Source organism: Promicromonospora umidemergens, from assembly GCF_024171995.1.
Taxonomy (GTDB): domain Bacteria; phylum Actinomycetota; class Actinomycetes; order Actinomycetales; family Cellulomonadaceae; genus Promicromonospora; species Promicromonospora umidemergens.
Genome location: NZ_JAMTCT010000015.1, coordinates 83,497 through 108,257 on the forward strand (window position 1 = coordinate 83,497; position 24,761 = coordinate 108,257).

The window sequence follows — 24,761 nt, forward strand, 5'->3', positions numbered from 1 at the left end:
CCGTAGCGCACCAGGTCGCCGATCTGCATCGACTGCGGTGCGCTGCGCTCTGCGCTGGGGTACCAGGACTCGAACCTAGACTAAGTGAACCAGAATCACTCGTGCTGCCAATTACACCATACCCCATGGGGGTAATAACCGTCTGGATACACCTGTTTCCGACAGGCTTTCCGTGGAGGCCTTACCGCTGGAGAACACTACCTGACCTCGGACGGTGGTCAAAACGGAAAGAGCGTGCTGTCCGTCACGCAGGGGCGATCGGGCTGGTGAGGCGGCTCGGAACGGCACGAGACGGCGCCGAGAACGCCCTCTACCTGGTGCTGTAGCCGAGGGCCGCCGGGAGGTCCGCCAGCGTCTCGATCACCACGACCCCCGCTGCCCGCAGCGTGACCGGGTCCTGCGGGTCCCGCAGGACGCCGTCAGACAGCCCAGGACAGCCGTGGTAGCCCGGACCCCGCCGGTGACCCGGCCGGTCCAGCCAGACGCCCGTCAGGCCCGCCCCGTGGGCCGCCAGCGCGTCCACCGTGGGCTCGTCGCCCACGTACGCCGTCCGGGCCGGCTCCGTACCGAGCAGCCGCGCGCCCTCGAGGAACACCCGGGGGTCGGGCTTGCCGAAGCCGAGCGTGTCGACGCCGACCAGCACGGGCAGGTCATGGAGCCCGGCCAGCTTCAGCTTGCGCTCCTGCAGCTCCGCCGCGGCGTTCGTCACCACGCCGACCCGGATCCCCGCCGAGACGACCGCGTGGACGGCGGCCAGGGCGTCCGCGTGCGCCGTCCACGACTTCTCGAAGGTGCCCCAGAACAGCGCGTCCCAGGCCACGAAGGACGACTTCGTGACGGGCGCCCCGCCGAACGTCTCGTGCAGCAGCACCGCCCGGAGCCGGCGCTGCGTCACGTGGTCCAGCTCGCCGCTCGTGTAGCGGTGGTAATAGCCGCCCGGGTCCGTGCGCCAGTGCGACAGGATCTCCGGTTCCCGCTCGGGCGGGACGTGCGGCAGGTACGCCGACCGCACCGCAGCCAGCGCCAGCGCGAAGGCCCCCTTGGTGTCGACGAGGGTGTCGTCGACGTCGAACAGGATGCCGTCCGTCGTCATGCCCTCACCAGGGGACCCACCGCCGCCGCCGTGGGCTCGGGCACCACCAGGGCCGGCCGCCGCCGTCGGGCCCACCACAGCAGCACGGCGGCCGTGATGACCGTGCCCGCGATGCTGACAGCACCCTCGGCGGGCGCCACCTCGGTGATCAGGAGCGAATCATCGAGGCCGTCGTAGGCGATGGCGAGGCCGAACGCCAGCAGGTTGTTCGCCACGTGCATCGCGACGGCGATCTCCAGCCCGCCGGTCCGCCAGACGAGAAGGCTCGCGATCAGGCCGAACACCAGGCGGTCGCCGAACAGCCACGGGCTCTGCGTGCCGTGCGCGAGCGCGAACAGGAGCGCCGTCACGAGCGCGGGCACGATGATCGCGAGCCACCGCCACCGGAGCATGCTGCCGATCCACTGCGAGAGCCAGCCGCGGAAGAAGTACTCCTCCCCGGCCGCCTGCAGCGGTGTGGTGAGCACGATCACGGCGGCGAGCCCCAGCCAGCCGGACGCCGGGGTGAGCGGCCACCAGCCGGACTCCTCAGTGCCCGGGTCGGCCCCCGAACCTGCATCCGGGCCGGCCGACCCCGTGCCGGCGTCGGCCGTGAGCCCCAGCTGGGTCAGGAGGAGGTCACCGGCGAAGGTGAGCGGCACCAGGAGGAGCAGCGCCACCCCGATCCCGCCGAGCAGCAGTCGCCAGCGCACCCGCCCCAGGACGGACGAGACCAGCCCCGCACGCCGGGCCTGCGCCCACGTCGCCACCAGGGCGAGGGGGATGCCGAGCGCGAGGCTGAGGTTGGTCACGAGCAGACCCGCCGGCGAGACGAACCACGCGTCGCTGAGCGACGACGGTTCCGGCAGCTGCACGCCCACCGCCTGGCCGACGAGGAAGACGACCACGTACAGCAGCATCACCCCGACCAGGAGGACCACACAGGCCACGACCGCGGCCAGCCCGAGCAGCGGCCGCCACCACCTGTGGCGCGGCCCACGCAGGGCCTGTGGATACTCGCGCGTCGTGTGGAGCATCTCTGCTGTGGACATCGCGGCGTCAGGCGTCATGGCGTCGGTCACCCGAGCACGGTAGACCAGAACCCCGGACGAGGGTGAAATACCGCCCGTGTCCCGCACGAACCGGAGCGCCGCCGGCCAGGGCCGACGGCGCTCCGGTGCACTGCCGGCGGATCACTCCGCCCCGGCAGGCACCTCTTCCGACGTCCGGGCGGCGGTCTCGGTCAGGCGGGCCAGCGCCGCGTCGATGCGCGTGAGCGTGCGCTCGCGGCCGAGCACCTCGAGCGACTCGAACAGCGGCAGGCCGATCCGGCGGCCGGTCACGGCGACGCGGACAGGGGCCTGGGCCTTGCCGAGCTTCATGCCGTGCGCCTCACCCACCGCGGTGACGGTGTCCTTGAGCACCTCGGCCGTCCAGCCGGCGAGCGCCGGGTCGGCCAGGGCCGTACGCACGTCGGCGAGGAGCTCGGCGGCACCGGCCTTCATCGCCTTGTTCCAGGAGTCCTCGTCGAGGACCGGGGCGTCGAGGAACAGGAAGTCGACGTTGCTCGTGATCTCGGACAGCAGGGCCACCCGGGAGTGGGCGAGCGGCGCGACGGCGTCGAACACCTCGCTGTCGAACTGCTCCTCGGTCCACGGCGCGTACGGGGCGTGCAGCCACGGGCCGCAGGCCGTCGTGAACTCGGGGACGCTCAGGGCCCGGATGTACTCGCCGTTGAAGGCGGTGAGCTTCTTGATGTCGAAGAACGCCGACGAGGAGTTGATGTCCTCGACGCGGAACCGGCGCACGAGCTCGTCGAACGGGAGGATCTCCTCGTCGTTGCCCGGTGCCCAGCCCAGCAGCATCAGGTAGTTGACCATGGCGTCGGGCAGCACGCCCTCGGCCAGGTAGTCCTCCAGCGCCACCTTGTCGCGGCGCTTGGAGAGCTTCTGCCGCTTCTCGTTGACGATCACGGGCATGTGCGCCCACTGCGGCGGGGTCTGCCCGAGGGCCTCCCACAGCAGCTGCTGCTTCGGCGTGTTGGGCAGGTGCTCCTCGGCACGCATGACGAGGGTGATGTGCTCGTCGATGTCATCCACGACGTTGGCCAGCAGGAAGACCGGCGAGCCGTTGCCGCGCGCGATGACGAAGTCCTCGAGGTTCTTGTTCGGGAACGTCGGGTTGCCGCGGATCAGGTCGACGACCCGCGTCTCGCCGTCGTCGGGCGTGCGGAACCGCAGGGCGCGGCCCTCTGCGTACTCCAGGCCCCGGTCGCGGCAGAAGCCGTCGTAGCCGGTCTGCTGGTTGCCGGTGCGCGCGAGGACGGCGTCGCGGGTGCAGTCGCAGTAGTACGCCTTGCCCTCGGCGAACAGGCGCTGGGCGGCCTCCTTCTGGATGCCGGCGTTCTCCGACTGGAAGTACGGCCCCTCGAACGCCGGGTCGTCCTTGGTGATGCCGAGGGCCTCCATGGCCGACAGGATCCCGTCCACCCACTCGGGCTGGTTCCGCGAGGTGTCCGTGTCCTCGATGCGCAGCACGAACGTGCCGGCCTGCTGCTTCGCCACCGCCCAGTTGAACAGCGCGGAGCGGGCGCCGCCCACGTGGAACATGCCGGTCGGGGAGGGCGCGAAGCGGACCCGCACGGCCGCATCGGCTGCCGGGTCGGTCGAGGTGTCGGTTGCTGAAGTCACGAGCCCAAGCGTAGGCGCTTCACGTACCTGCGAGCCGGGACCGGCACCCCGCCCGTCCTCGGTCGCGGGCCAGGGCCACCGGCTCGGTCAGGTCGGGGTTCGGCAGCGCGTCGAGCGCCCACCAGCGCACGTCGAGCGACTCGTCCGAGACGACCGGCTCCGCACCGGCGTCCGCCACCGCGACGAACCGCACGTCCAGGTGGTGCACCGGGCGAGCCGCGTCACCGGTGCCGGGCCGGCAGAACGGCACCACGTGCTCGTCCAGGTGCACCGGCACCGGATCGACCGCCAGCGGCAGCCCTGACTCCTCGCGCGCCTCCCGTTCGGCGGCGCCGGCCAGGGTCGTGTCCCCGGCCTCCAGGTGCCCGCCGAGCTGGAACCACAGCTTCGCCTTGCCGTGCAGAGTGAGCAGCACGCTGGCGCCGTCGTGCGAGAGCACGATGGTCGACGCCGTCAGGTGGTCCGGTACGGAGCCGCGGAACACACCGTCACGGTGCGCCTCGAGGTGCCGCACGTACCGGGCCCTGAGCAGCTCCTGCCCCGGCGTCGGCCCGGTCCAGGAGCGCAGCACCCTGAGCGCGTCGCCGTGCAGCGACGCGCCGTCGACCGCCGGCACGTCAGCGGCGCACGATCGGGTTGGCCAGGACGCCCAGGCCCTCGACCTCGCACTCGACGCGGTCACCGTGGTCGATCCTGCCGACGCCGGCGGGCGTCCCGGTGAGGATCACGTCGCCCGGCAGCAGCGTCATCGCCTCGGAGATGTACGACACGAGGAACGGCACGTCGAACACCATGTCGCGGGTCCGGCCGTCCTGGCGCGGCTCGCCGTTGACGCGCGAGCGCACGCCGACGTCCTCCGGGTTGAGGTCGGTGTCGATCCACGGGCCCAGCGGGCACGAGGTGTCGAAGCCCTTGGCGCGGGCCCACTGCCCGTCGGTGCGCTGGGCGTCGCGGGCCGTCACGTCGTTCGCGACCGTGTAGCCGAGGATGTACGACGACGCGTTCCGCGGCGTGACGTCCTTGCACACCTTCGAGATCACGACGGCCAGCTCGGCCTCGTACGAGACCTCCTGCGTGAAGTCCGGCAGCACGACCGGGTCGTCGGGGCCGACCACCGACGTGTTCGGCTTGAAGAACAGCAGGGGGCTGGCCGGGACCTCGCCGCCCATCTCCTTGGCGTGGTCGACGTAGTTCTTGCCCACGCACACCACCTTGGAGCGGGGGATCACCGGGGCGAGCAGCCGGACGCCGTCGCCCAGCTCTACGCGCTCGCCGGTCGGCATGGCCGGCATGTACAGGGGGTCGCCGCCAAGGACGGCGAGGAAGGTCCTGTCGCCCTCCTGCTGCACGAGAGCGAAGCGGGGATCGTTTCCGGTGGTGAATCTAGCGATGCGCACGTGCCCCAATCTACGTCCACGTCGGTCGTGGGGCGTCAGGCGCGGGCCAGGACCTCGCCGTTGAGGACCGCGAACCAGCCGTCCGGCGCCGCCGCCCACTCGCGCCAGCCCTGGGCGAGCTGCTCGAGGGCGACGTCGTCCGCGAGCGCCGAGTCCTTGGCCTGGACCGCGAAGTTGGACTGGGTGCAGCGTTCGGCCCACAGGCCGCCCCACCAGGTGCGGTCGTCGGGGGTCGCGTAGCACCAGACGCTCGCGCCGGGCTCGATCGACGCCGGGTCGAAGCCGGCGTCGCGCACCCAGGAGGCGAGGCGGCGCCCCGCGTCGGGCTCGAAGCCGTAGGTGTGCGTGACCTCGTGGTAGAGCATGTTCCACTCGGTGAGCTCCGGGGACTCCGGGAACCAGGTCATGGCCTCGTAGTCAGCGTCCCGCACCGCGACGAACCCGCCGGGCCTGGCGACGCGCTTCATCTCGCGCAGGGCGGCGACGGGGTCGGACAGGTGCTGCAGCAGCTGGTGGGCGAAGACGACGTCGAACGAGTCGTCCTCGAACGGCAGCTCGTACGCGTTGGCGTGCTCGAAGCTGATGTTCTTGGTGCCGTGGGCGTCGGCGAGGCCGCGGGCGGACTCGAGCACGTCGTCGGACGCGTCGACGCCGACGACGCTGCCTGCCGTGAGCCGTTCGGCCAGGTCGACGGTGACGGTGCCCGGGCCGCAGCCGACGTCGAGCAGCGTCATGTCGGAGAGCAGGTGCGGCAGGAGGAAGGCCGCGGAGTTGGCCGCCGTCCGACGCCGGTGCGAGCGCAGCACGGACTCGTGGTGCCCGTGCGTGTACGACTCGGACTCCTTGGTCAGGTCCTTCACCGCGCCCGGGTTGTTCAGGCTGGAGAGGCTGCTCGGGGCGTCGACCGCGTCGATCGGGTCGGTCCCTGCGGGCTGGGCCTTGTCCAGGACCCTGCCCCTGGGTGTCTCCCTTGGCATGTCGCTGGACGTCTCACTGCGGGCCATGTCGTGCTCGTTGGCGCTGCCGGTCATGGGCGCACTGTATGTGCGCCGTGCGGGGCGGCACATCTGCATTCTCATCCCTCGGGACGGTCTGTCCAGCGGAAACGACGGCGTGGCTGGTGCACGGCGGCTCCGTGGACACGGAAGGATGCCCGCATGCCCACGCTCGCCCAGCCGTCCGACCGGCCTGCCGCGGCCTCCCGTCGCACCTTCGGCGGTGCGGTCCGCGGTGCCGTCCGCGGAACCGCCGGCCGGATCGGCCGCAACCTGCTCGGCGGCCCCGACCGGGTCGTCGGGGCCGACGTCGCCCGCGGTATCGCCGTGCTGGGGATGTTCACGGCGCACGTTGGCGTCACCTCAGCGGACGTCGGCACGCTCGGGGGCTGGCTGGGCCTGGCGCACGGCCGGTCCTCGATCCTGTTCGCGACGGTCGCCGGGCTCTCCCTCGCGCTGTTCACCGGCGGCTCCGAGCCGGTCAGGGGCACGGTGATGCGCACGGCGCGGTCGCGGATCCTGGTGCGGGCCGTCCTGCTGCTGGCGCTGGTCGCGGTCCTTGACCTGTTCGGGACGCGCGTGCTGCTCATCCTCGGCTTCTACGCCGCGTACTTCGTGCTCGCATGTCCGTTCCTGCGGATGCCACCGGGACGGCTCGCCGCGACAGCCGTACTGATCGCGGTACTCGGTCCGGTCCTCGTGTACTACGGGCCGGAGGTGCTGGCCCGGGCCGGGCTCCGCGCGCCGCACGACGGTTCCGGCGCCGCCACCGACTTCCTCCTCACGGGGCACTACCCCGCCCTGGTCTGGATGGCGTACGTGCTGGCCGGGCTCGCGCTGGGACGCTGCGACCTGCGGTCGCCGGTGCTGCACCTTGGCCTGGTCGCCGGCGGGTTCGGGCTGGCCGCCGTCAGCTCGCTCGCCTCGGCGGCCCTGGTGGCCGACGCCGGCGGGGCGGAAGCCATCGAGAGCCGCCTCGCCATGACCTCGGCCGAGTACGTCGTGCCGGCGTCCGCCTGGTCCGATCCCTGGCCGCCGCTGGCCGGCCTGTACGTCGAGGGCCCGCACGACGACACGATGTTCGAGGCCCTGGGGTCCGGCGGGTTCGCGCTCGGCGTGCTCGGGCTGTGCCTGCTCGTCGGGGCGGGCGTTCGCGGCGCTCCGACGACGTGGTTCGCGCGCCTGCTGCGCTGGGCCCTGCTGGTCGTGGTGCCGCCGCTGGCCGCCGTCGGCGCGCTGGCGCTCACCGTCTACTCGGTGCAGATCCTCACCATCTGGTGGTGGACCCGCACCTACTGGGACCTGCTCGACCCCTCGACCAACGAGCCGCTCGGGTGGATGGTGCTCATCACCCTGCTCGCGGCGACGGCGTGGCGGGCGCTGCTCGGCCGGGGCCCGCTGGAGCGGCTGTTCGGCCGGGTCGCGCGGACGGCCTTTCCAACGGTCCCCGACCGGCCGGCCGGCTAGAAGCTGACCTGTCCGACGATCGTCGTGACGGTGTCGCCGCCGACCCACACCTCGCCGTCGGGCAGCTTCTCGACGTGCACCCGGCCCGTGCGGCCAAGGGCCGTGCCCTGCGAGGCGACGTACGACGACGGCAGCACGTCCCCGCCGAGCCACTGCCCGATGCCGGCGTTCAGGCTGCCGGTCACCGGGTCCTCCCCCACACCGATGGACGGCACGAACGCACGCACCTCGACGGCCGGTTCCTCCGAGCCGCTGCCGCCGGCACGGTGCTCGCCGACCACACCCACCCCGTACTCCCCGACCACGCCGAGCCTCAGGTCGCCCATCGCCACGAGGTCGGGCTCCAGGGCGAGCACGGCCCCGGCGTCGCGGAGCTGGACCGCCACCCAGCCAGGGCCGTTGTCGACCCACGCCGAGCGGACGACGTCGGACACGTCGATGCGCAGGGCCCGCGCGATCTGGACGACGTGGGCGTCGTCGACGGGGCCCGACCGCAGCAGCGGCGGCGCGGCGAACGCCAGGCGCTGGCCCTCCGTGATGCCGTCCCGCCGCAGCCGGACGAGGCCCACGCCGCACTCCTGGACCACGCCCTGCCCGCTGGGCTCACCGCCTGCCTCCAGCCACGCGTGCGCGGTGCCGAGCGTCGGGTGCCCTGCGAACGGCAGCTCACCGCCCGGCGTCCAGATCCGCACGCGATAGTCGGCGCCGCCGGCCCGCCCGCCGTCCGTCGGCGTGAGCAGGAACGTGGTCTCCGAGAGGTTGGTCCACCGGGCGAAGGCGGCCATCTGGTCGTCGGTGAGGCCGTCGGCGTCGTGCACGACGGCGACCGGGTTGCCACCCGTCGGGACCGGGGAGAAGACGTCGACCTGGCGGAACGGAAGGCTCATGCGGCTCACGCTACCGACCTCCGCGCTCGTCAGACCGGGAAGATCTGGTCCAGCTCCGCGAGATCCTCCGCCGTCGGCGTCCAGGTCCAGGCCTGCGCGTTGGCGCGCACCTGCTCGGGCCGCGTGGCGCCCGCGATCACCGACGAGACCTCGGCCCGGGACAGCAGCCACGAGAACGCGACATCGGTCTCGGTCACACCGCGCTCCCGGCAGAACGTGCCGAACCGGTCGAGCGCCTCCCACGGGGCGGTCTCCAGCAGGTGGCGCTTCGCGGTGACCAGCCGGGTGCCGTCGGGCCGCGCACCGCCCGAGTACTTGCCCGTGAGCAGGCCGTTCGCCAGGGGGAAGTACGGCAGCAGCCCGATCCCGTACGCCTTCGCCGCCGGCAGCACCTCACGCTCCACGCCGCGGGACAGCAACGAGTACTCGTTCTGCGCGGAGACGAACCGGGTGCCGCCGCCGGACCCCAGCGACCGCGCCACGTGCTCGGCGTCGGCCACCTGCCAGCCCTTGAGGTTCGAGTGGCCCACGTAGCGGACCTTGCCCGAGCGGACCAGGTCGTCGAGCGCGGCGAGCGTCTCGTCGACCGGGGTCGCGGGGTCGGGCGTGTGCAGCTGGTAGAGGTCGATCCAGTCGGTACGGAGCCGGCGCAACGACGCCTCCGCGGCACGCACGATGTACCGGCGCGAGCCGCGCGCCCCGAAGTCGGCGCCGTTCGCGCCCCGCACGTCGAGGCCGAACTTCGTGGCGACCAGGACGTCGTCGCGCCGGCCCTGGAGCGCGGCGCCGAGCAGCTCCTCCGAAAGGCCGGGCCGTGCGCCGTAGCTGTCCGCCGTGTCGAAGAAGGTCACCCCGGCGTCGACAGCGGCGTCGACCAGGGCTCTCGCACCCTCGCTCGTCTCGGAGGCGGTGCCGGTGCGGCCGAGGTTGTTGCACCCAAGCCCGATGACGGGAACGGACAGGCCGGAGCGCCCCAGGCGCCGCAGAGGAAGGTCGGACATGCTGGCACCCTACGACGGCCCACGACGGGGACGACGGCCGAATCGGGCGGCAGTCTCCGATGGCCAGTTCCGGCCGTCAGTCCACTCTCTTCGAAACCTAAGTTTCTTCGCTTTCGGCGGCCTGAAAGCGAAGAAACTTAGGCCTCGAAGAGAGTGGACTGGCCGGTCTGGTGGGGGTGGCGGCAGGGGTGGCGGCAGGGGTCCGGCTCGATCAGGCGACCGCGGCTTCGGCCTTACCCTGGAGCGGTGAGCACAGTCCTCGGCGAGCTGGCAGCGCCCGGCGCGCGCGGCGCCGTCGTGCGCCCTGCGGGAACGGCACCCGTCCGGGTCCTGGGTACCGCGGAGTGGCTGCCCGTCGCAGCCGCGCACGCAAGGCGGGCGGACGACCTCACCGCCGTCTGGCGCGCCGCCCGAGCCGCCGGACGGAAGCACGCGATCGAGGACTTCCTCTTCACGTACTACCCCACCCGGATCGCGCACCTGCGCCGCTGGCACCCCGGCGCGGGGTTCACGCTCACGCTGCCCGACGGCGGGCCGGGCGCCCCCGAGGCGGAGGCCACCGACCCGGACGACCGGACCACGTGGCGATGGCACGAGACCACCACGGACGAGACGGCCACGGACAGCGCCGGCGACGGCGCCAGCACCACCACGTCCCGCAGCGTCACGCTCGACCTCGCCGCCTTCCTCGCCGACCGTGGTGACACGGTCCGGTACGTGCGCGAGCTGCTGTCGGCGACGGCGGCGCGCCCTGGGACGTTCGGCTGCTTCGGGCTGCACGAGTGGGCGATGGTCTACCGCGACCGGGCGGCCGACCGTGACCAGCGGCACCCGCTGCCGCTGCGGCTCGGGCACGCGGGCACGGACGCCGTCGTCGAGGCGAACCCGGTGCGCTGCTCGCACTTCGACGCCTTCCGGTTCTTCACGCCCGAGGCGACGGACCGCAACCAGCTCCGGCCCACGCGTGCCACACAGGTGGGCATGGAGCAGCCCGGCTGCCTGCACGCCAACATGGACCTGTACAAGTGGTGCCTCAAGCTCGGCCCCGCCGTACCCGGCGACCTGCTGCTGGACGCGTTCGAGCTGGCCCGCGACATCCGGTGGACCGACATGGCCGCGTCCCCGTACGACGTGTCCGAGTACGACGTCGCCGCCGTCGAGATCGAGACCCCGCACGGCAAGGCCGAGTACGTGCGGCGGCAGCGGGAGTACGCGCGGCGGTCCGACGAGCTGCGCTACCGGCTGATCGAGGTCTGCGACACGGTGCTCGGCACCTCCCCGGCGTTTCCCTGAGTAGGTAGTTGCCCTACTTGTCCTGGCCCCGCGCGCTTTCTAGCGTCGATGACGTCGCACCCCAGCACACAGGAGCAATTCAGGGAATTCCCAACTTCACACCACGAGGTGAGCCCCATGAGAGTCACCGCACTGCGCACTCCCGTCGCCAGAGCCGTCCTCGGCGCCCTCGCCGTCCTGGCCTTGACGCTCACGGCGCTGGTCGCCGCACCGCGCTCCATGACCCCAACGGCCCAGGCCCACGGCTGGGTCGTGTCACCGCCGAGCCGCCAGGACCACTGCGCCAAGCGCACGGTGAGCTGGACCTGCAACGGCGTCGAGTACGAGCCGCACAGCGTCGAGGCACCCAAGGGATCGATGCTCTGCTCCGGAGGGAGCCGCTTCACCACCCTCGACAACGACTCGCTGCCCTGGCCACGCACGACCATCGGCAGCACGCACACCTTCCAGTGGACGCTCACCGCGAGGCACCGCACGTCCACCTGGGAGTACTTCGTGGACGGCCGGCTCTTCAAGACCGTGAACGACGGCGGCGCCCAGCCCGGCGCGACCGTCACCCACACGCTGACGGGCCTGCCGAGCGGCAACCACAAGATCCTCGCCCGGTGGAACGTGTTCGACACCGGCAACGCGTTCTACGCGTGCGTGGACGTGAACGTGGGCGGCACGGGGTCGCCCGAGGACCCGACCGACCCGCCCGCCGAAGAGTGCACTGCCGCCGCGTGGGACTCCGCCGCGACCTATCTGGGCGGCGACCAGGTCACCTACTCGAACCACACGTACCAGGCCAAGTGGTGGACGCGGGGCGAGATCCCGTCGTCCAGCGACGTCTGGGTGGACCAGGGCGCCTGCTGACCGGACGGCCCAGGAGCCACGGCGCAAGACCCACAGCAACGCTGCTGCACGGCGGCCGGTGCCCGACGTCGGGCACCGGCCGCTGCCGTGCGTGAGCGAGGCTGCCGTGCCTGAGCGCGAAGGTACGGGGAAGCGCGTACGAATTCACCCTCATTGTCAGGAATGCTGACATTTCCTAGGTTCAGTGGGTACCGAATTTCACCCGGCGCCGTGAGCTCCCTCCGGGGCTCGCCGGCACCGACGGCCCGCATCCGACCGACGGAAGGCAAGACAGTGAACCGTGCACGCACTGCCACCCGGCAGACCAGACTCCTGTTCTCCGCCCTCGCAGCGTTCGCGCTCGCGGCGGGCTTCATCGTCGCCGCCCCGAGCGCGGTCCTGCCGCAGGCGCAGGCCCACGGCTGGATCACCAGCCCGCCGAGCCGCGCCGACCACTGTGCCACCGGGAACGTCAGCTTCGACTGCGGCGGCCTGCAGTACGAGCCGCAGAGCGTCGAGGCGCCGAAGGGCTCGATGCAGTGCTCCGGCGGCAGCCGCTTCACCGTGCTCGACAACGGCTCGCTCGCCTGGCCGCGCACCAACGTCAGCGGTCAGACCACGTTCCGGTGGACGCTCACCGTCCAGCACCGCACGTCCACCTGGGAGTACTTCGTGGACGGCCAGCCCTTCAAGACCGTGGACGACGGCGGCGCCCAGCCCGGCGCGACCGTCGAGCACACGCTGACCGGGCTGCCTGCCGGTGACCACACCATCCTGGCCCGCTGGAACATCGCCGACACGGCGATGGCCTTCTACCAGTGCGTCGACGTCACGGTGACGGGCTCGGCAGCGGCGACGACGTCGTCGACCGAGGTGGCGACGGAGCAGGCGACCCAGCGGGCGCTGCCGAGCGCCGTGGCCGCACGGGGCGCCGTGACCGCCGTCTGACCGTAGGCCGCTCGACCGGACCGCACTGGCCGGACCGCACCGACCGGACCGCCACCGAGACCGCCCAGCCCGAGGCCGGGTGCCCGACGCCGATCGCGCCGGGCACCCGGCCTCCCGCATGTCGCCCAGTACCCGCGAGCGCCCCGGATCAGGAGCACCTTTTCACCCGCTCTATGGAACGATGGGGCCGTGTCGAGCGTGTCCGTCGGCATCGGTCCGACGCCCGTCGAAGTACCGCCCGTCGTATATGCCCTGGCAAGCCGGCTGTGGTCCGGTGCGACGGTCGTGCCCGTGTGGCGCAACGAGTACGGCGGCCTCACGGTCCGGCTCGAGGCGGGGGGTGCGTGCCGGAGCTCGTACCTCAAGTGGGTGCCCGACGGAGCGCCCTGTCCCGACCCGCTCGCCGAGGCCGACCGGCTGGTCTGGGCCGCCTCGTTCGTCCCGGTCCCCCGCGTGCTGGACGTCGGGCGCGGCCCGCACGGCTCGTGGCTGCTCACGGCGGCCGTCGAGGTCCGGGGCACGCCGGCGACGTCGGCCATCGAACCCCGGTGGCGCGCCCTGGCCGCGCGGTCCGCGATGGCGGTCGGAGCGGGCCTGCGCCGTTTCCACGACGGGCTTCCGACGGACACCTGCACGTTCGTCCGGACGGCGCAGACCCGCGTCGCAGCCCTCAGCGCTGTCCCGACCGGTCTCCCGAGCACGGCGGACCGCACGACGACGGCGGTGGCCGTCGATGCCCCGCCACCGGTCGACCGGGCCGTCGTCTGCCACGGTGACGCCACCGTGTCGAACACGCTCCTCGACCAGGCCGGCCAGTTCGCGGCCCACGTCGACGTCGGCGACCTGGGCGTGGCGGACCGCTGGTCGGACATCGCGGTGACCACGCGCAGCGTCACCCGCCGCTACGGGCCCGGCCTGGAACCGCTCGTGCTCGCTGCCTACGGCGTGGCGCCCGACCACGAGCGCACCACGTACTACCGGGCGCTGTGGGACGCCGAGGAGGCCGTCCGTATCCGAACCAGGGTGACGCCGGTAGGCGAGCCGACGTGGCGGGCGGGACGACGCGGTAGGTGACCGTGGCAGGTCAGCGACGGCGCGCGTCGTAGACGCGGTGCATCAGCAGCTCGATCGGTCCGCGCGGCCACCGCCGGAGCCAGAGCGGCGCCACGACCATCAGCGCCAGCGAGATCCCCGCCCAGATCGCCACGGCCTGCCAGGGGCCGCCGCCGCCGGCGAGGCCAAGGCCCCAGTCGTAGCAGAGCGCCGAGGCCAGCACGTTCTGCAGCACGTAGCACGACAGCGCCGTCCGCCCGACCGCCTCGACCCCGCGCCGGAGCAGGCCGGCCGGGCTTCGACGCGGCGCCGGCGCCTGCGCACCTGCCTGGACGCCGTGCTGGGCCCGCGCCTGGGCACGCGTCTGGGCACGCGTCTGTGCGCGGTCGACGAGGGTCGTGCCCAGCGCCAGGATGCCGAGGGCCACCAGGGGCGGGACCAGGTAGCGATCCACGAGGAACCAGTCCGGCCCGGCCCAGGTCGTCAGCGCGTTGAGCGGGAGGCCCGCCCCCAGCCCTGCCCAGGCGAGCCGGCGACGCAGCCGCGCCCCGCCCGTCGAGAACATGCCCGCACGCACCAGGCGTGAACCCACCAGGAACAGGACGGTGGCCGACGGCACGATCAGGATCAGCTCGATCCGGAACACGTCCAGGTGCGTGATCCGCAGCAGGACCTGGTCGAGCCAGCTGGCCGTCGACAGCGCGGCAGTCGAGGAAGCGGCCGTATCGGTGGGCGCCCCTCCGCCGGCCGCGTCCGTGTCCTGCGCCACGCTGGACAGCACGAGCAGCGCGGTGACCGAGACGATCCCCGCGACATAGGTCGCGGCCAGCACGCCACCCCAGGCGCGCACCACCCGGTCGCTCCGCCCGATCAGGTAGGCGGCCAGCAGGGAGGCGATCGCGTACCCCATCAGGACGTCGAACTCGAAGACGAGGATGTAGTGCAGCAGGCCCTCGAGGAACAGGATGCCCGCGCGCAGCGCGTACCGGCCCGGCCAGGGCAGGCCACGCCTGACCATGGACCGGTACTGCAGCTCCAGGCCCACCCCGAACAGCAGGGTGAGGAGCCCGAGGAACTTCCCGTTGACCAGCGCCAGCAGCACCCGCTGCACCGGATCGCTGCTGGCGAAGCCGTCGGAGATCCACTCGGCGGGCCCGCCGGGCGTCGTGAAGATCCAGATGTTGCTGGCGAGCGTGCCGAGGATCGCTACCCCGCGGAGCACATCGAGGGCGACGATCCGGCCCGCGGCGCCTGGAGCGCTCGGCGTGGCCGGCATGGCCGGCGCGTCCGGCGCGCGGGCCGACAGCGCCTTCGCAGGTGGCGTGCTCGGTGGTGTGGTGGCAGGCATGCCACGACCTTCTCGTGGCGGGCCGGCACCGTCGTCGGCCGAACGGGCGATCTCCGGACGCCGCGCGTACATCGTTCGGAGGACCTCGGGGCTGCGCTCACCGGCGCGGACGCCCGCGTTCGCGTCGTGGCGGCCCGACCGGTTCTGGCACGCTGACCACATGACGATCCCCACCGGCGCGGTCACTGTGCCCGACGTCGTGCGTGAGATCGCCGGCGACGCCCTCATCACGCCGGCCTGGAGCAACGAGCTCGGCGGCCTCACGTTCCGCATCGACCCGGTCGACTCCCTGGACGGGACGGCACCTGGCACCGCCTGGCGGCATGCCACCTTCGTGAAGTGGGCGCCTCGCACGGAGCGGGCGGCGGCAGAAGGGGTCGATCTCGTCGACGAGGCAGCACGGCTGCAGTGGGCGGAGCGGTACACGCCGGTGCCGCACGTTCTCGAGGTCGGCGCCGACGAGGACGCCGAGTGGCTGGCGACCACGGCGATCGAGGCGAGCTCCGCCGTCGACCCCCGCTGGCTGGCCGACCCCGAGACGGCCGCCCGGGCGATCGGGGCCGGGCTGCGCGCGCTCCACGACGCGCTGCCCGTCGACGAGTGTCCCTGGACGTGGAGCATCGGCGACCGGATCGCCGTCGCCGAGACCCGGGCGGCCCGCGGCCATCCGGCCGACGGCTGGTCCCTCGAGGCGCGGGCACGCCTCCTCGACGCCCCGGACCACGACCGGCTCGTCGTCTGCCACGGTGACGCCTGCGCACCCAACACCCTGCTCGCCGACGACGGCAGCTGGGCGGCGCACGTGGATCTTGGCGCCCTCGGCATCGCCGACCGCTGGGCCGACCTGGCCGTCGCGACCTACAGCCTGGGCTGGAACTACGGCCCCGGTCACGACCATCTGGTCTACGAGGCGTACGGGATCGACGAGGATCCGGACCGGGTCGCCTACTACCGCCTCCTGTGGGACCTGGGATGAGCCGGCCGACCGCCGACGTCGCCGACGCGTTCTTCGCGGCGCTGCGGTCGGGGCGAACCCGCTACACCGTCGAAGCCTGATCCGCGCGCCGGGCCCGGTGCGCTGCCTGGGCGTTGCGGTTGCTGCACGTCGTCGAGCAGTAGCGGCGTGACCGGTTGCGGGAGAGATCAAGGACGATCCCCACGCAGTCGCTGTCGGCACAGACCGTGAGGCGGGACAGCTCGTCGTCCCGGATCACGTCGATCATCGCCATCGCGGTCTCCACGAGGATGCGGGTGGCGAACGGGGCGTCGGTCGGCACGGCGTGGATGTGCCAGTCCTCCGGCGGGTGCCGCACGAGCTGGGGTACCGCCCCTGCCGTGGCCAGCATCTCGTTGACCAGGCCTGCGGCCGAGTCGCGGTCGGCGGTGAGCAGCTCGCGCAGTCTCGGCCGGAGGCCCAGCACCTGACTGAGCTCGGCCTGCGTACGGTCGCGCCGCCCCGTATAGGCGTGCTCGACGAAGAACGCGTCGAGATCCGCGACCGTCGCGATCGTGACCGGGGGCTCACCGCCGTTCACCAGCGCGACGGCGGACTGGAGCGCCCCCTCGGTGTCATGAGTGAAAACCACATTGACACATTACCCTGACGCCCATAACGTCAGGACCTATGAGCGCTGTGACACCTGACACCGACCGAACGGGCAGCACCGGCAGACCGGGTGCCGGCCGGTTCGGTGCTGGCCGGTTCGGTGCCGGCCGAGCGCCGGGTACCCGCCGCCTGACCACGGGACTCGCGCTCGCCGGCGTCTCGGCGGCGGCGTTCAGCCTGTCGGGGGTGTTCGCCAGCGGGCTGCTCGACACCGGCTGGAGCCCCGGCGCCATGGTCCTCGTCCGCGTCGCCATCGCGGCGCTGGTGGTGCTCCCGCTCGGCATCATGTCGCTGCGCGGGGACTGGCGGCCCGTACGCCGCAACCTCGGCCTGATCGCCGTCTACGGCGCGGTGTCGGTGGCGGGCTGCCAGTTCGCCTACTTCTCCGCCGTGCAGCACATGCCCATCGGCCCGGCCCTCCTGATCGAGTACACGTCGCCGGCGGCCGTCGTGCTCTGGTTCTGGCTGCGGCACGGCCAACGGCCCACGAGAGCCACGATCGCCGGCACGCTGCTCGCCGCCGCCGGGCTGGTGCTCGTGCTGGACCTCGTCTCCGGCGTGCCGGGCGCAACGGAGGTCAGCCCCGTCGGCGTCGCCTGGGCGCTGCTCGCGATGCTCGGGGTCTCCACCTACTTCGTCATCAACGCGAACGTCGATACCGGCCTGCCGCCGTTCGCCCTGGCCGCGGGCGGCCTGACCACCGCAACCCTGGCGCTCGGCCTGCTCGGCGCGACCGGGATCATGCCGCTGACCTACAGCACGGCGTCGCCGGTCTACGCGGGCGCCGAGGTGCCCTGGTGGCTGCCGGTGGTCGGGCTCGGCATCGTGACCGCCGCCCTCGCCTACGTCTCGGGAATCGCCGCGGGCCGCCTCCTGGGACCTCGCCTGTCGTCCTTCGTCGGGCTGTTCGAGGTGGTTGCCGCCATCGGCTTCGCCTGGCTGCTGCTCGGCGAGCTGCCCCGCACCGTCCAGCTCGTCGGCGGTGTCCTGATCCTCGCCGGCGTGGTCGCGGTCCAGGCCGGCGAGAAGCGGACGAGCGTCGAGCCGACGGTCGTCCCGGTTCCCGAGCCGTCGACCGACGAGCCCCGCACCTGACAGCCTTCGCCCGCCTGCAACAATGGGCAGCACCATGACGGCGCCCTCTTCGACAACCTCGACCTCCTCGACAGCCCTCTCGACCACCGGTGACCCCGGCTCGTCGTCGGGCACCCCGAAGCCGGCCGGGACCTTGATCCCGTACCTGCCCGCACCCACGGGCAAGGACCCTGATCCGGACGTGCTGTTCGAGAGCTTCTCCGAGTGGGCAGCCGCAGGCGGGCGAGCGCTCTACCCGCACCAGGAGGAGGCCCTCCTGGAGGTCATGACGAGCTCCCACGTCGTCCTCGCGACGCCGACGGGCTCGGGCAAGTCGATGGTCGCGATGGGTGCGCAGTTCGCCGCCCTGGCGGCCCACCGCTCCGGCAGGGGCGGCCGCACCTACTACACGGCCCCGCTGAAGGCCCTGGTCAGCGAGAAGTTCTTCGACCTGGTGGCGGCGTTCGGCTCGAAGAACGTCGGCATGATGACCGGTGACTCCGCGGTGAACCCGGACGCCCCGATCATCTGCTGCACGGCGGAGATCCTCGCGAACGTGGCGCTGCGCCACGGTGACAGCAACGGCAGCGACGGCGGCCCCACCGACGAGGACGCCATCGCCCAGGTGGTCATGGACGAGTTCCACTACTACGGCGACCCGCAGCGCGGCTGGGCCTGGCAGGTGCCGCTGCTGGAGCTCAAGGACACGCAGTTCGTCCTCATGAGCGCCACGCTCGGCGACACGTCCCGCCTCCGCGAGGACATCGAGGAGCGCACCGGCCGGCCGGTCGCCGAGGTGGCGGGGGCCGAACGCCCCGTGCCGCTGACCTTCTCCTACGTCGTCGAGCCCCTTACCGACGTCATCCAGGAGCTCGTCACGACCCACCGCGCCCCGGTGTACGTGGTCCACTTCACCCAGAAGGACGCCGTCGACCGGGCGCAGTCGATGCTGTCGATGAACGTGTCGAGCAAGTCCGAGAAGGAGGCCATCACCGCGGAGATGGGCGCCTTCCGCTTCGGCACCGGGTTCGGCAAGACGCTCAGCAAGTTCCTGCGGCACGGCGTCGGCGTGCATCACGCCGGCATGCTGCCGAAGTACCGCCGCCTCGTGGAGCGCCTCACGCAGAAGGGCCTGCTCAAGGTCGTGTGCGGCACGGACACCCTGGGGGTCGGCATCAACGTGCCGATTCGCACGGTCCTGCTGACCAGCCTCGTGAAGTACGACGGCGAGCGCATGCGCCACCTCAGCGCGCGCGAGTTCCACCAGATCTCCGGCCGCGCGGGCCGCGCCGGGTACGACACCGTCGGCGAGGTGCTCGTCATGGCGCCCGACCACGTCATCGAGAACCGCAAGGTCCTGGCCAAGGCGGGCGACGACCCGAAGAAGCTCAAGAAGATCGTGCGCAAGAAGGCGCCGTCGGGCTCCGTGAACTGGACCGACGCCACCTTCGAGCGCCTGCGCGACGCCGATCCCGAGCAGCTCGTCTCCCAGTTCCGCGTGAACCACGCGATGGTGCTCAACGTCCTGGCCCGCGCCTCCTCGCGCCCGGGCGCGCACGCCGGCACGAGCGACCCCGTCGACGCCATGCGCCACCTCCTGACGGCGAACCACGACACGGAGACGCAGCAGGCCGAGCACGTGCGCCAGGCGCTGCGCATCTACCGCTCGCTGCGCCTCGCGGGCGTCGTCGAGAAGGTCCGGGTCCCCGGGCCCGACGGCGCCCTGCGCCCGTCGGCCCGCCTCATGGTGGACCTCCCTCGCGACTTCGCGCTGAACCAGCCGCTGTCCCCGTTCGCCCTTGCGGCCATGGACCTGCTCGACGTCGAGAGCGCGACGCACGCGCTCGACGTCGTCTCCGTCATCGAGGCCACCCTCGACGACCCCCGCCAGGTGCTCATGGGCCAGCAGAACAGGGCGCGCGGCGAGGCCGTCGCCGCGATGAAGGCCGAGGGGATCGAGTACGAGGAGCGCATGGAGCTCCTCGAGTCGGTCACGTGGCCCAAGCCGCTGGCCGACCTGCTGGAGCCGGCCTTCCAGACCTACCGCCGCACCAACCCGTGGGTGGCGGACGCCGAGCTCTCCCCCAAGTCGGTGGTGCGCGACATGGTCGAGAAGGCCATGACGTTCACCGAGATCGTGAGCGTGTACGGGCTGGAGCGCACCGAGGGCGTGGTGCTGCGGTATCTCGCCGACGCCTACCGCGCGGTACGCCAGGTGGTCCCCGAGGAGCACCGCACCGAGGAGGTGCAGGAGATCATCGAGTGGCAGGGGGAGCTCGTGCGGGGCGTCGACTCCTCGTTGCTCGACGAATGGGAGCGCTTGGCGAACCCCGTGGACGACGACGCCGACCTCGTGACCGACGGCGAGCTGGCCGGCGCCGGCGCCGAGGCTCCCGTCCGACCCGTCACCGGCAACCCGCGCGCGTTCCGTCGCCTGATCCGCAACGCGATGTTCCGCCGCGTCGAGCTGGTCGCACGCGAGTCGTACGGGGCGCTGGCCGCGCTGGGTGGCGGCTGGGACGCTGACGCCTGGGGCGAGGCCCTGGACCCCCTGTTCGAGGAGCAGGGTGACGACGCCGTCGGGATCAGCGCCGAGGCGCGGTCTGCCGCACTGCTGACGATCCTCGAACCCGGCGCGGAGCTGCCCGGCAGCGCCGGAGGCGACACCGCCCGCGTGGAGCCAGGCACCTGGTGGGTACGGCAGGTGCTGGACGACGCCGATGCCAACCGTGACTGGGCCATCACCGCACAGATCGACCTCGCGGCGAGCGACGAGGCCGGCGAGGTCGTCCTGACCGTGCTCGACGTCGGCCAGATCTGAGCGGGTCCGTCCCGGGCGAGACGGCTCGGGACGGCATCCGTCCGCAGAATGGCATTTGGGTTAATCTTTACCATTCGGTGCATCTTTCGTACACTTCTGTCAATTGACCCAGGGTCAGCAACGCCGCCGGCCCGGTCCGGACGACAGGAGTGTCTCCATGCGCTTCCGCACCGCCGCACTCATCGCGCTCTACTCGCTCATCGTTCCCCTCGCTCTCGTCGGCACAGCGACACCTGCCGCCGCCGCACCCGTGGCCGCACCCGTGGCCGCCGACGGACCTGGCGACGGCGCACCGTGGGTCGTGACCCTCGGCGACTCGTACATCTCCGGGGAGGCCGGCCGCTGGGCCGGCAGCTCCAACGCCGACTACCGCCGCGCCGACGCGCTCGGCCGGCACGCCTACCACGACAACGCCAGCGGCACCGGCGAGGTCATCGCTGGTTGCCACCGCGCATCCTCCGCCGAGGCCTACATCGGCGGGGGCGTGAACGGTCTCAACCTCGCCTGCAGCGGGGCCACGACCGCCACCTCGACCGGCCGGTACTTCAAGCCAGGGATCGACTTCTACGACGGCTCAGCGGGCCAGGGCCAGGCCCTCATGCTGCAGGAGGCCGCTGCCACCAGGAACGTCCGCATGGTCGTGGTCTCGATCGGCGGGAACGACTTCGAGTTCGCGAGCGTCGTCCAGACCTGCGTGGTCAACTTCCTGACCTCACCGTCCTGGTGGAAGAACTACTGCCACGACGACAGCTCGGTCGCGGCCAACTTCACCGCCGCGAACGTCGCCGCCGTCCGGTCCCGGGTGGCGGACTCCCTCGGCAACGTCGCGACCGCGATGAGCAATGCCGGGTACAGCACCGACCAGTGGACGCTCGTGGTCCAGACCTACCCGTCGCCCGTGCCGAACGGCTCTGGGCTCCGGTACTCCGAGTCCGGTTACACGCGCCAGTTCACGGGCGGGTGCGGCCTCTGGAACCGGGACGCCGACTGGGCCAACGCCACGGCCCTACCCACCATCAACGGTGCGCTGCTCGGTGCCGCGTCCGACGTCGGGCTGCCGAACGTCCGCACCCTCGACATGGCGCACGCGTTCGACGGCAAGCGGCTGTGCGAGAACGGCGTCGGGCTGTACGAGGAGGTGGGCCTGCCCGACTGGCGGTCGCCGGGCGCCGTCGACCGGACCGAATGGGTCAACCAGATCCGCACGGTCAGCACGATCGGCGACTCGCCGTACTCCGTGCAGGAGTCGCTGCACCCCAGCTACTGGGGGCAGCTCGCGATGCGCAACTGCCTGCGCCAGGTCTGGAACGCCGGAGACCCGCGCAGCGGGAGCTGCACCATCGGTAACCTCGGCGCGGCCAGGCTCACGCCGTCGGGCGAGCCGTCGATGACCCTGGGGCCGCTCGACAAGGGCTGAACGCGGCAGTCTCCCCGCAGCCGACTGCAGACCTGGTCTGCAGTCGGCTGCGGGGCTCGTTCAGCCGGCCAGACCGACCAGGCCGCGGCCGAGCGTCGCGAAGCCGCCGAGGTAGGCGAGCGTCACGAGGACCTTGCGCGTTGCGCTCGCCGAGATCCGCCCGACGAGCAGCTCGCCAAGGCCGATGGACGCCACGAGGGCTACGCCGATCGTCACCCACTCCCACACGGCCAGGTCCGGGAACGTGGCGTCGGCGACCAGGAGCTTGGCGGTCATGGCGGCTATCGCGTTGGTCAGGAAGATGGGCTGGGCGGTGGCCGCGAACGCGCGGGGGTCCCAGCGGTCGAGCACGGAGTACACGGCGATGGGCGGGCCACCGATCCCGGCGGCGACGCTGCCGAACCCGGCCGCCGCACCCGTGATCAGGAGCGGCAGGCGCGCTTCCGGTGCGAAGGGGCGCTTCGTCCCGCGCAGGCGCGAGGTGACCAGGGCGAGCGTCATCGCCAGCACGACGACGCCGCCGACGCCGATCTCCAGGGCGGGCGCGCTGGCATCCCGGATCAGCAGCGCCGCCGGCACGCTGACCAGGATCGACGCCGTCACGAGCCAGCCGTAGCGGCGCCAGTCGACGCCACGGACCGTGCGCCAGAACACCAGCAGCGCCATCATCGCGCCCACAAGATTGACGAACAGCACGCCCTCGATCGGGCCGAGGAGCAGGACGATGAACGGACCGGCGACGAGCCCGAAGCCCATGCCTGCCACACGCTGCAACGAACCCCCGACGAGGATGGCGAGGATCAGTAGAGCGAGCACGCCCCCACGTTAACCGAGTAGTTCCCGACCGGATTCTGCGGGATTGCGCGGGGACGCGACGGCGAGGGCGACGGCACGCTCGCCCGGGAGATCCGTGCGCCGCCGGGCACCGGAGGCGGCAGAATCGCGTCGTGGCGAAGAACTCGGAGAGCAGAGCGAACAGGGCGACCACCAAGAAGGCTGCGCGCGCCGGTCACGGGACCCCGGCCGTGGTGTCGCTCGAGAAGGCAGGCGTGCCGCACACGCTGCACCCCTACGAGCACGACCCGTCGAGCGACCTGAGCTTCGGGATGGAGGCGGCGGAAGCGATCGGCGTCGACGCCCCGCAGGTGTTCAAGACGCTGCTGGCCGAGGTCAACGGGAAGCTCGTGGTCGGCATCGTGCCAGTCGACCGCAGGCTCGACCTCAAGGCCCTGGCCCGCGCCGTCGGTGGCAAGAGAGCCGCGATGGCGGAGCCCGCGACGGCCGAGCGCGCCACCGGATACGTGGTCGGCGGCATCTCGCCGCTGGGCCAGAAGACCCGGCACACCACGGTGCTGGACGAGTCCGCCCAGGCGTACGACGTCGTCTACGTCTCCGGCGGCCGGCGCGGGCTCGACGTATGCCTCGCGCCGGCCGCTCTGCTCACGCTCACCGCCGGGCGAACGGCCCCGATAGCCCGCGACTGAGCCCAACCAGTCCCGTACCAGCCGATCAGGCCGAGACGGTCTTGCGGTAGGTCGGCAGCAGGGCGTCGCCGGCCACGATCTGCTTGCCCAGGGGCATGAGGGAAACCGGGATGAGCTTGAGGTTGGCCCAGGCCATCGGGATGCCGATGATCGAGATCGCGAGCGGGATCGCGGTGATGATGTGCCCGAGGGCGAGCCACCAGCCGGCGACGATCACCCAGATCACGTTGCCGACCAGGGCCAGCGCACCGGAGCGCGGGCTCTCGACGACCTCACGCCCGAACGGCCACAGGGCGTAGCCCGCGATGCGGAAGGAGGCGATACCGAACGGGATGGTGACGATGAGCAGGCAGCAGATGATCCCCGCGAGCATGTATCCGAGCCACAGCCCGAACCCCGCGAAGATGACCCAGATGATGTTCAGCAGCGTCTTCATGGGTCCATCCTTCCGTAGGGCGGCGGGTCACCGGAACCGGGAAACCCCCTGATCCCACCCTGAGCCGCCCGCAGCCGCCCGTGCGGCTGCGCGGACCCGCCGAAATAGACTCGGCCCGTGCCCGACCAGTCCACGCCCTCCACGCCCCAGCACCCCGCGACCGGCCCCGGCTCGGTCGCCGCCCGGCTCACGGTCGTCCGCGACCGCATCGCCGCGGCCGCCGTAGCCGCCGGGCGCGACCCGGGCGACGTGCGCCTCCTCGTCGCGACCAAGACGCAGCCGCCCCAGGCCGTGCTCGAGGCCCTGGCGGCGGGTGTCGACCTGATCGGCGAGAACCGGGTGCAGGAGCTCGTCGCGAAGGCGCCCGCCGTCGCCGACCGTCTCGCGGCGGGCACGCTGGAGGTCCACATGATCGGTCATCTGCAGCGCAACAAGATCAACCAGGTCCTGGCCACGGCCACGGGGCTGGAGACCCTGGACTCGCTGGACCTCGCCCAGGCGATCTCGGACCGCTGCGTGCGCGACGGCCGCACCGGCGACCGTGCGCTGGACGTGATGGTCCAGGTGAACGTCACGGGCGAGGAGAGCAAGTCCGGCATAGCGCCCGACGACGCCGGCGCGCTCGCCACCTCCGTCGCCGCGCTGCCGGGCCTGCGGCTGACCGGGTTCATGACCATCGGTGCGCACCTGGACTCCTCCGCCGAGCACAGGGTCCGCGCCGGGTTCGCCCGGCTGCGCGCGGTGCGCGACGAGGTCCTCGCGTCGAGCGCTCCGGGCACGGAGTCCGCTGGCGAGCTCTCCATGGGCATGACCGGGGACCTGGAGCTCGCGATCGCCGAGGGCGCGACCATCGTGCGGGTGGGCACTGCGGTGTTCGGCCCACGCGGCACCGTGCCGGCGCCCGTCCGCCGCGAGTGACCGCCGCCACTGTTTGACGC

At 72.1% G+C, this 24,761-nt stretch carries 23 protein-coding genes and 1 tRNA gene; 11 read left to right on the plus strand and 13 right to left on the minus strand.

Going from position 1 to position 24,761, the window contains the following annotated elements; genetic code table 11:
- Positions 1–54: 54 nt before the first annotated feature.
- From APR04_RS20745 to APR04_RS20775, 7 genes are all read right to left on the minus strand, one after another.
- Positions 55–126 (minus strand) — tRNA-Gln (locus tag APR04_RS20745).
- A 184-nt stretch (positions 127–310) separates the two neighbouring features.
- On the minus strand, positions 311–1,093 hold the full coding sequence (locus tag APR04_RS20750) for an HAD family hydrolase (protein ID WP_253873819.1): 783 nt from the start codon (positions 1,091–1,093) through the stop codon (positions 311–313).
- Positions 1,090–2,154, minus strand: a complete 1,065-nt coding sequence (locus tag APR04_RS20755) for a CPBP family intramembrane glutamic endopeptidase (RefSeq protein ID WP_253873821.1) — start codon at positions 2,152–2,154, stop codon at positions 1,090–1,092. The genes APR04_RS20750 and APR04_RS20755 overlap by 4 nt, the downstream gene beginning before the upstream one ends.
- Positions 2,155–2,265: 111 nt before the next feature.
- Positions 2,266–3,762 (minus strand): glutamate--tRNA ligase, encoded by a 1,497-nt coding sequence (gene gltX, locus APR04_RS20760; RefSeq protein WP_253873823.1) that lies wholly within the window; start codon positions 3,760–3,762, stop codon positions 2,266–2,268.
- A gap of 19 nt (positions 3,763–3,781) precedes the next feature.
- Entirely contained in the window at positions 3,782–4,378 is a 597-nt protein-coding gene (locus APR04_RS20765) for an NUDIX hydrolase (protein WP_253873826.1), read from the minus strand.
- Position 4,379: 1 nt separating this feature from the next.
- Positions 4,380–5,159, minus strand: a complete 780-nt coding sequence (locus tag APR04_RS20770) for a fumarylacetoacetate hydrolase family protein (protein ID WP_253873828.1) — start codon at positions 5,157–5,159, stop codon at positions 4,380–4,382.
- Positions 5,160–5,194: 35 nt separating this feature from the next.
- A complete protein-coding gene (locus APR04_RS20775; RefSeq protein ID WP_253873830.1) occupies positions 5,195–6,190 on the minus strand; it encodes a class I SAM-dependent methyltransferase in 996 nt (331 codons plus the stop codon).
- Positions 6,191–6,316: 126 nt separating this feature from the next.
- Between APR04_RS20775 and APR04_RS20780 the strand changes: the two genes are divergently transcribed.
- Positions 6,317–7,621, plus strand: coding sequence for a heparan-alpha-glucosaminide N-acetyltransferase domain-containing protein (locus APR04_RS20780; protein WP_253873832.1), 1,305 nt, complete (start codon positions 6,317–6,319; stop codon positions 7,619–7,621).
- Here the strand turns inward: APR04_RS20780 and APR04_RS20785 are convergent.
- Positions 7,618–8,508, minus strand: coding sequence for a PhzF family phenazine biosynthesis protein (locus APR04_RS20785; RefSeq protein ID WP_253873834.1), 891 nt, complete (start codon positions 8,506–8,508; stop codon positions 7,618–7,620). The genes APR04_RS20780 and APR04_RS20785 overlap by 4 nt on opposite strands.
- A 29-nt stretch (positions 8,509–8,537) precedes the next feature.
- A complete protein-coding gene (locus tag APR04_RS20790; RefSeq protein ID WP_253873836.1) occupies positions 8,538–9,509 on the minus strand; it encodes an aldo/keto reductase in 972 nt (323 codons plus the stop codon).
- Positions 9,510–9,755: 246 nt separating this feature from the next.
- Here APR04_RS20790 and APR04_RS20795 point away from each other — a divergent pair, with 246 nt between their 5' ends.
- The 4 genes from APR04_RS20795 (at position 9,756) to APR04_RS20810 (ending at position 13,658) form a co-directional block, all read left to right on the plus strand.
- On the plus strand, positions 9,756–10,802 hold the full coding sequence (locus APR04_RS20795) for a 3-methyladenine DNA glycosylase (RefSeq protein WP_425569911.1): 1,047 nt from the start codon (positions 9,756–9,758) through the stop codon (positions 10,800–10,802).
- 117 nt (positions 10,803–10,919) lie between these two features.
- On the plus strand, positions 10,920–11,657 hold the full coding sequence (locus APR04_RS20800; RefSeq protein ID WP_253873838.1) for a lytic polysaccharide monooxygenase: 738 nt from the start codon (positions 10,920–10,922) through the stop codon (positions 11,655–11,657).
- A 273-nt stretch (positions 11,658–11,930) separates the two neighbouring features.
- The gene (locus APR04_RS20805; protein ID WP_253873840.1) at positions 11,931–12,584 is read left to right on the plus strand and encodes a lytic polysaccharide monooxygenase auxiliary activity family 9 protein; all 654 of its coding nucleotides are present in this window, start codon (positions 11,931–11,933) and stop codon (positions 12,582–12,584) included.
- A 189-nt stretch (positions 12,585–12,773) separates the two neighbouring features.
- Positions 12,774–13,658 carry a phosphotransferase gene (locus APR04_RS20810; RefSeq protein ID WP_253873842.1) on the plus strand — a complete coding sequence of 295 codons (885 nt, stop codon included), beginning with the start codon at positions 12,774–12,776 and terminating at the stop codon, positions 13,656–13,658.
- Between the two features lie 10 nt (positions 13,659–13,668).
- Here the strand turns inward: APR04_RS20810 and APR04_RS20815 are convergent, their stop codons facing one another.
- On the minus strand, positions 13,669–14,985 hold the full coding sequence (locus APR04_RS20815) for a DUF418 domain-containing protein (RefSeq protein ID WP_253873844.1): 1,317 nt from the start codon (positions 14,983–14,985) through the stop codon (positions 13,669–13,671).
- Between the two features lie 160 nt (positions 14,986–15,145).
- Here APR04_RS20815 and APR04_RS20820 point away from each other — a divergent pair, with 160 nt between their 5' ends.
- On the plus strand, positions 15,146–15,961 hold the full coding sequence (locus APR04_RS20820; RefSeq protein WP_253873846.1) for an aminoglycoside 3'-phosphotransferase: 816 nt from the start codon (positions 15,146–15,148) through the stop codon (positions 15,959–15,961).
- 61 nt (positions 15,962–16,022) lie between these two features.
- Here APR04_RS20820 and APR04_RS20825 read toward each other — a convergent pair whose 3' ends face one another.
- Positions 16,023–16,571, minus strand: coding sequence for a CGNR zinc finger domain-containing protein (locus tag APR04_RS20825; protein ID WP_253873848.1), 549 nt, complete (start codon positions 16,569–16,571; stop codon positions 16,023–16,025).
- A 38-nt stretch (positions 16,572–16,609) separates the two neighbouring features.
- On the opposite strand from APR04_RS20825, the gene APR04_RS20830 reads away from it, so the two are divergent.
- The 3 genes from APR04_RS20830 (at position 16,610) to APR04_RS20840 (ending at position 21,903) form a co-directional block, all read left to right on the plus strand.
- Positions 16,610–17,686, plus strand: a complete 1,077-nt coding sequence (locus tag APR04_RS20830) for an EamA family transporter (protein WP_253873850.1) — start codon at positions 16,610–16,612, stop codon at positions 17,684–17,686.
- A gap of 34 nt (positions 17,687–17,720) precedes the next feature.
- Positions 17,721–20,486, plus strand: a complete 2,766-nt coding sequence (locus APR04_RS20835) for a DEAD/DEAH box helicase (RefSeq protein WP_253873852.1) — start codon at positions 17,721–17,723, stop codon at positions 20,484–20,486.
- Positions 20,487–20,643: 157 nt separating this feature from the next.
- Positions 20,644–21,903 (plus strand): SGNH/GDSL hydrolase family protein, encoded by a 1,260-nt coding sequence (locus tag APR04_RS20840; protein WP_253873854.1) that lies wholly within the window; start codon positions 20,644–20,646, stop codon positions 21,901–21,903.
- A 60-nt stretch (positions 21,904–21,963) separates the two neighbouring features.
- Here the strand turns inward: APR04_RS20840 and APR04_RS20845 are convergent, their stop codons facing one another.
- Positions 21,964–22,719, minus strand: a complete 756-nt coding sequence (locus tag APR04_RS20845) for a TSUP family transporter (RefSeq protein ID WP_253873856.1) — start codon at positions 22,717–22,719, stop codon at positions 21,964–21,966.
- 131 nt (positions 22,720–22,850) lie between these two features.
- On the opposite strand from APR04_RS20845, the gene ybaK reads away from it, so the two are divergent.
- Positions 22,851–23,387, plus strand: coding sequence for a Cys-tRNA(Pro) deacylase (gene ybaK / locus APR04_RS20850; RefSeq protein ID WP_253873858.1), 537 nt, complete (start codon positions 22,851–22,853; stop codon positions 23,385–23,387).
- Between the two features lie 25 nt (positions 23,388–23,412).
- Here ybaK and APR04_RS20855 read toward each other — a convergent pair whose 3' ends face one another.
- A complete protein-coding gene (locus tag APR04_RS20855) occupies positions 23,413–23,823 on the minus strand; it encodes a YccF domain-containing protein (RefSeq protein ID WP_253873860.1) in 411 nt (136 codons plus the stop codon).
- 117 nt (positions 23,824–23,940) lie between these two features.
- On the opposite strand from APR04_RS20855, the gene APR04_RS20860 reads away from it, so the two are divergent.
- On the plus strand, positions 23,941–24,741 hold the full coding sequence (locus tag APR04_RS20860; protein ID WP_253873862.1) for a YggS family pyridoxal phosphate-dependent enzyme: 801 nt from the start codon (positions 23,941–23,943) through the stop codon (positions 24,739–24,741).
- Positions 24,742–24,761 lie beyond the last annotated feature (20 nt).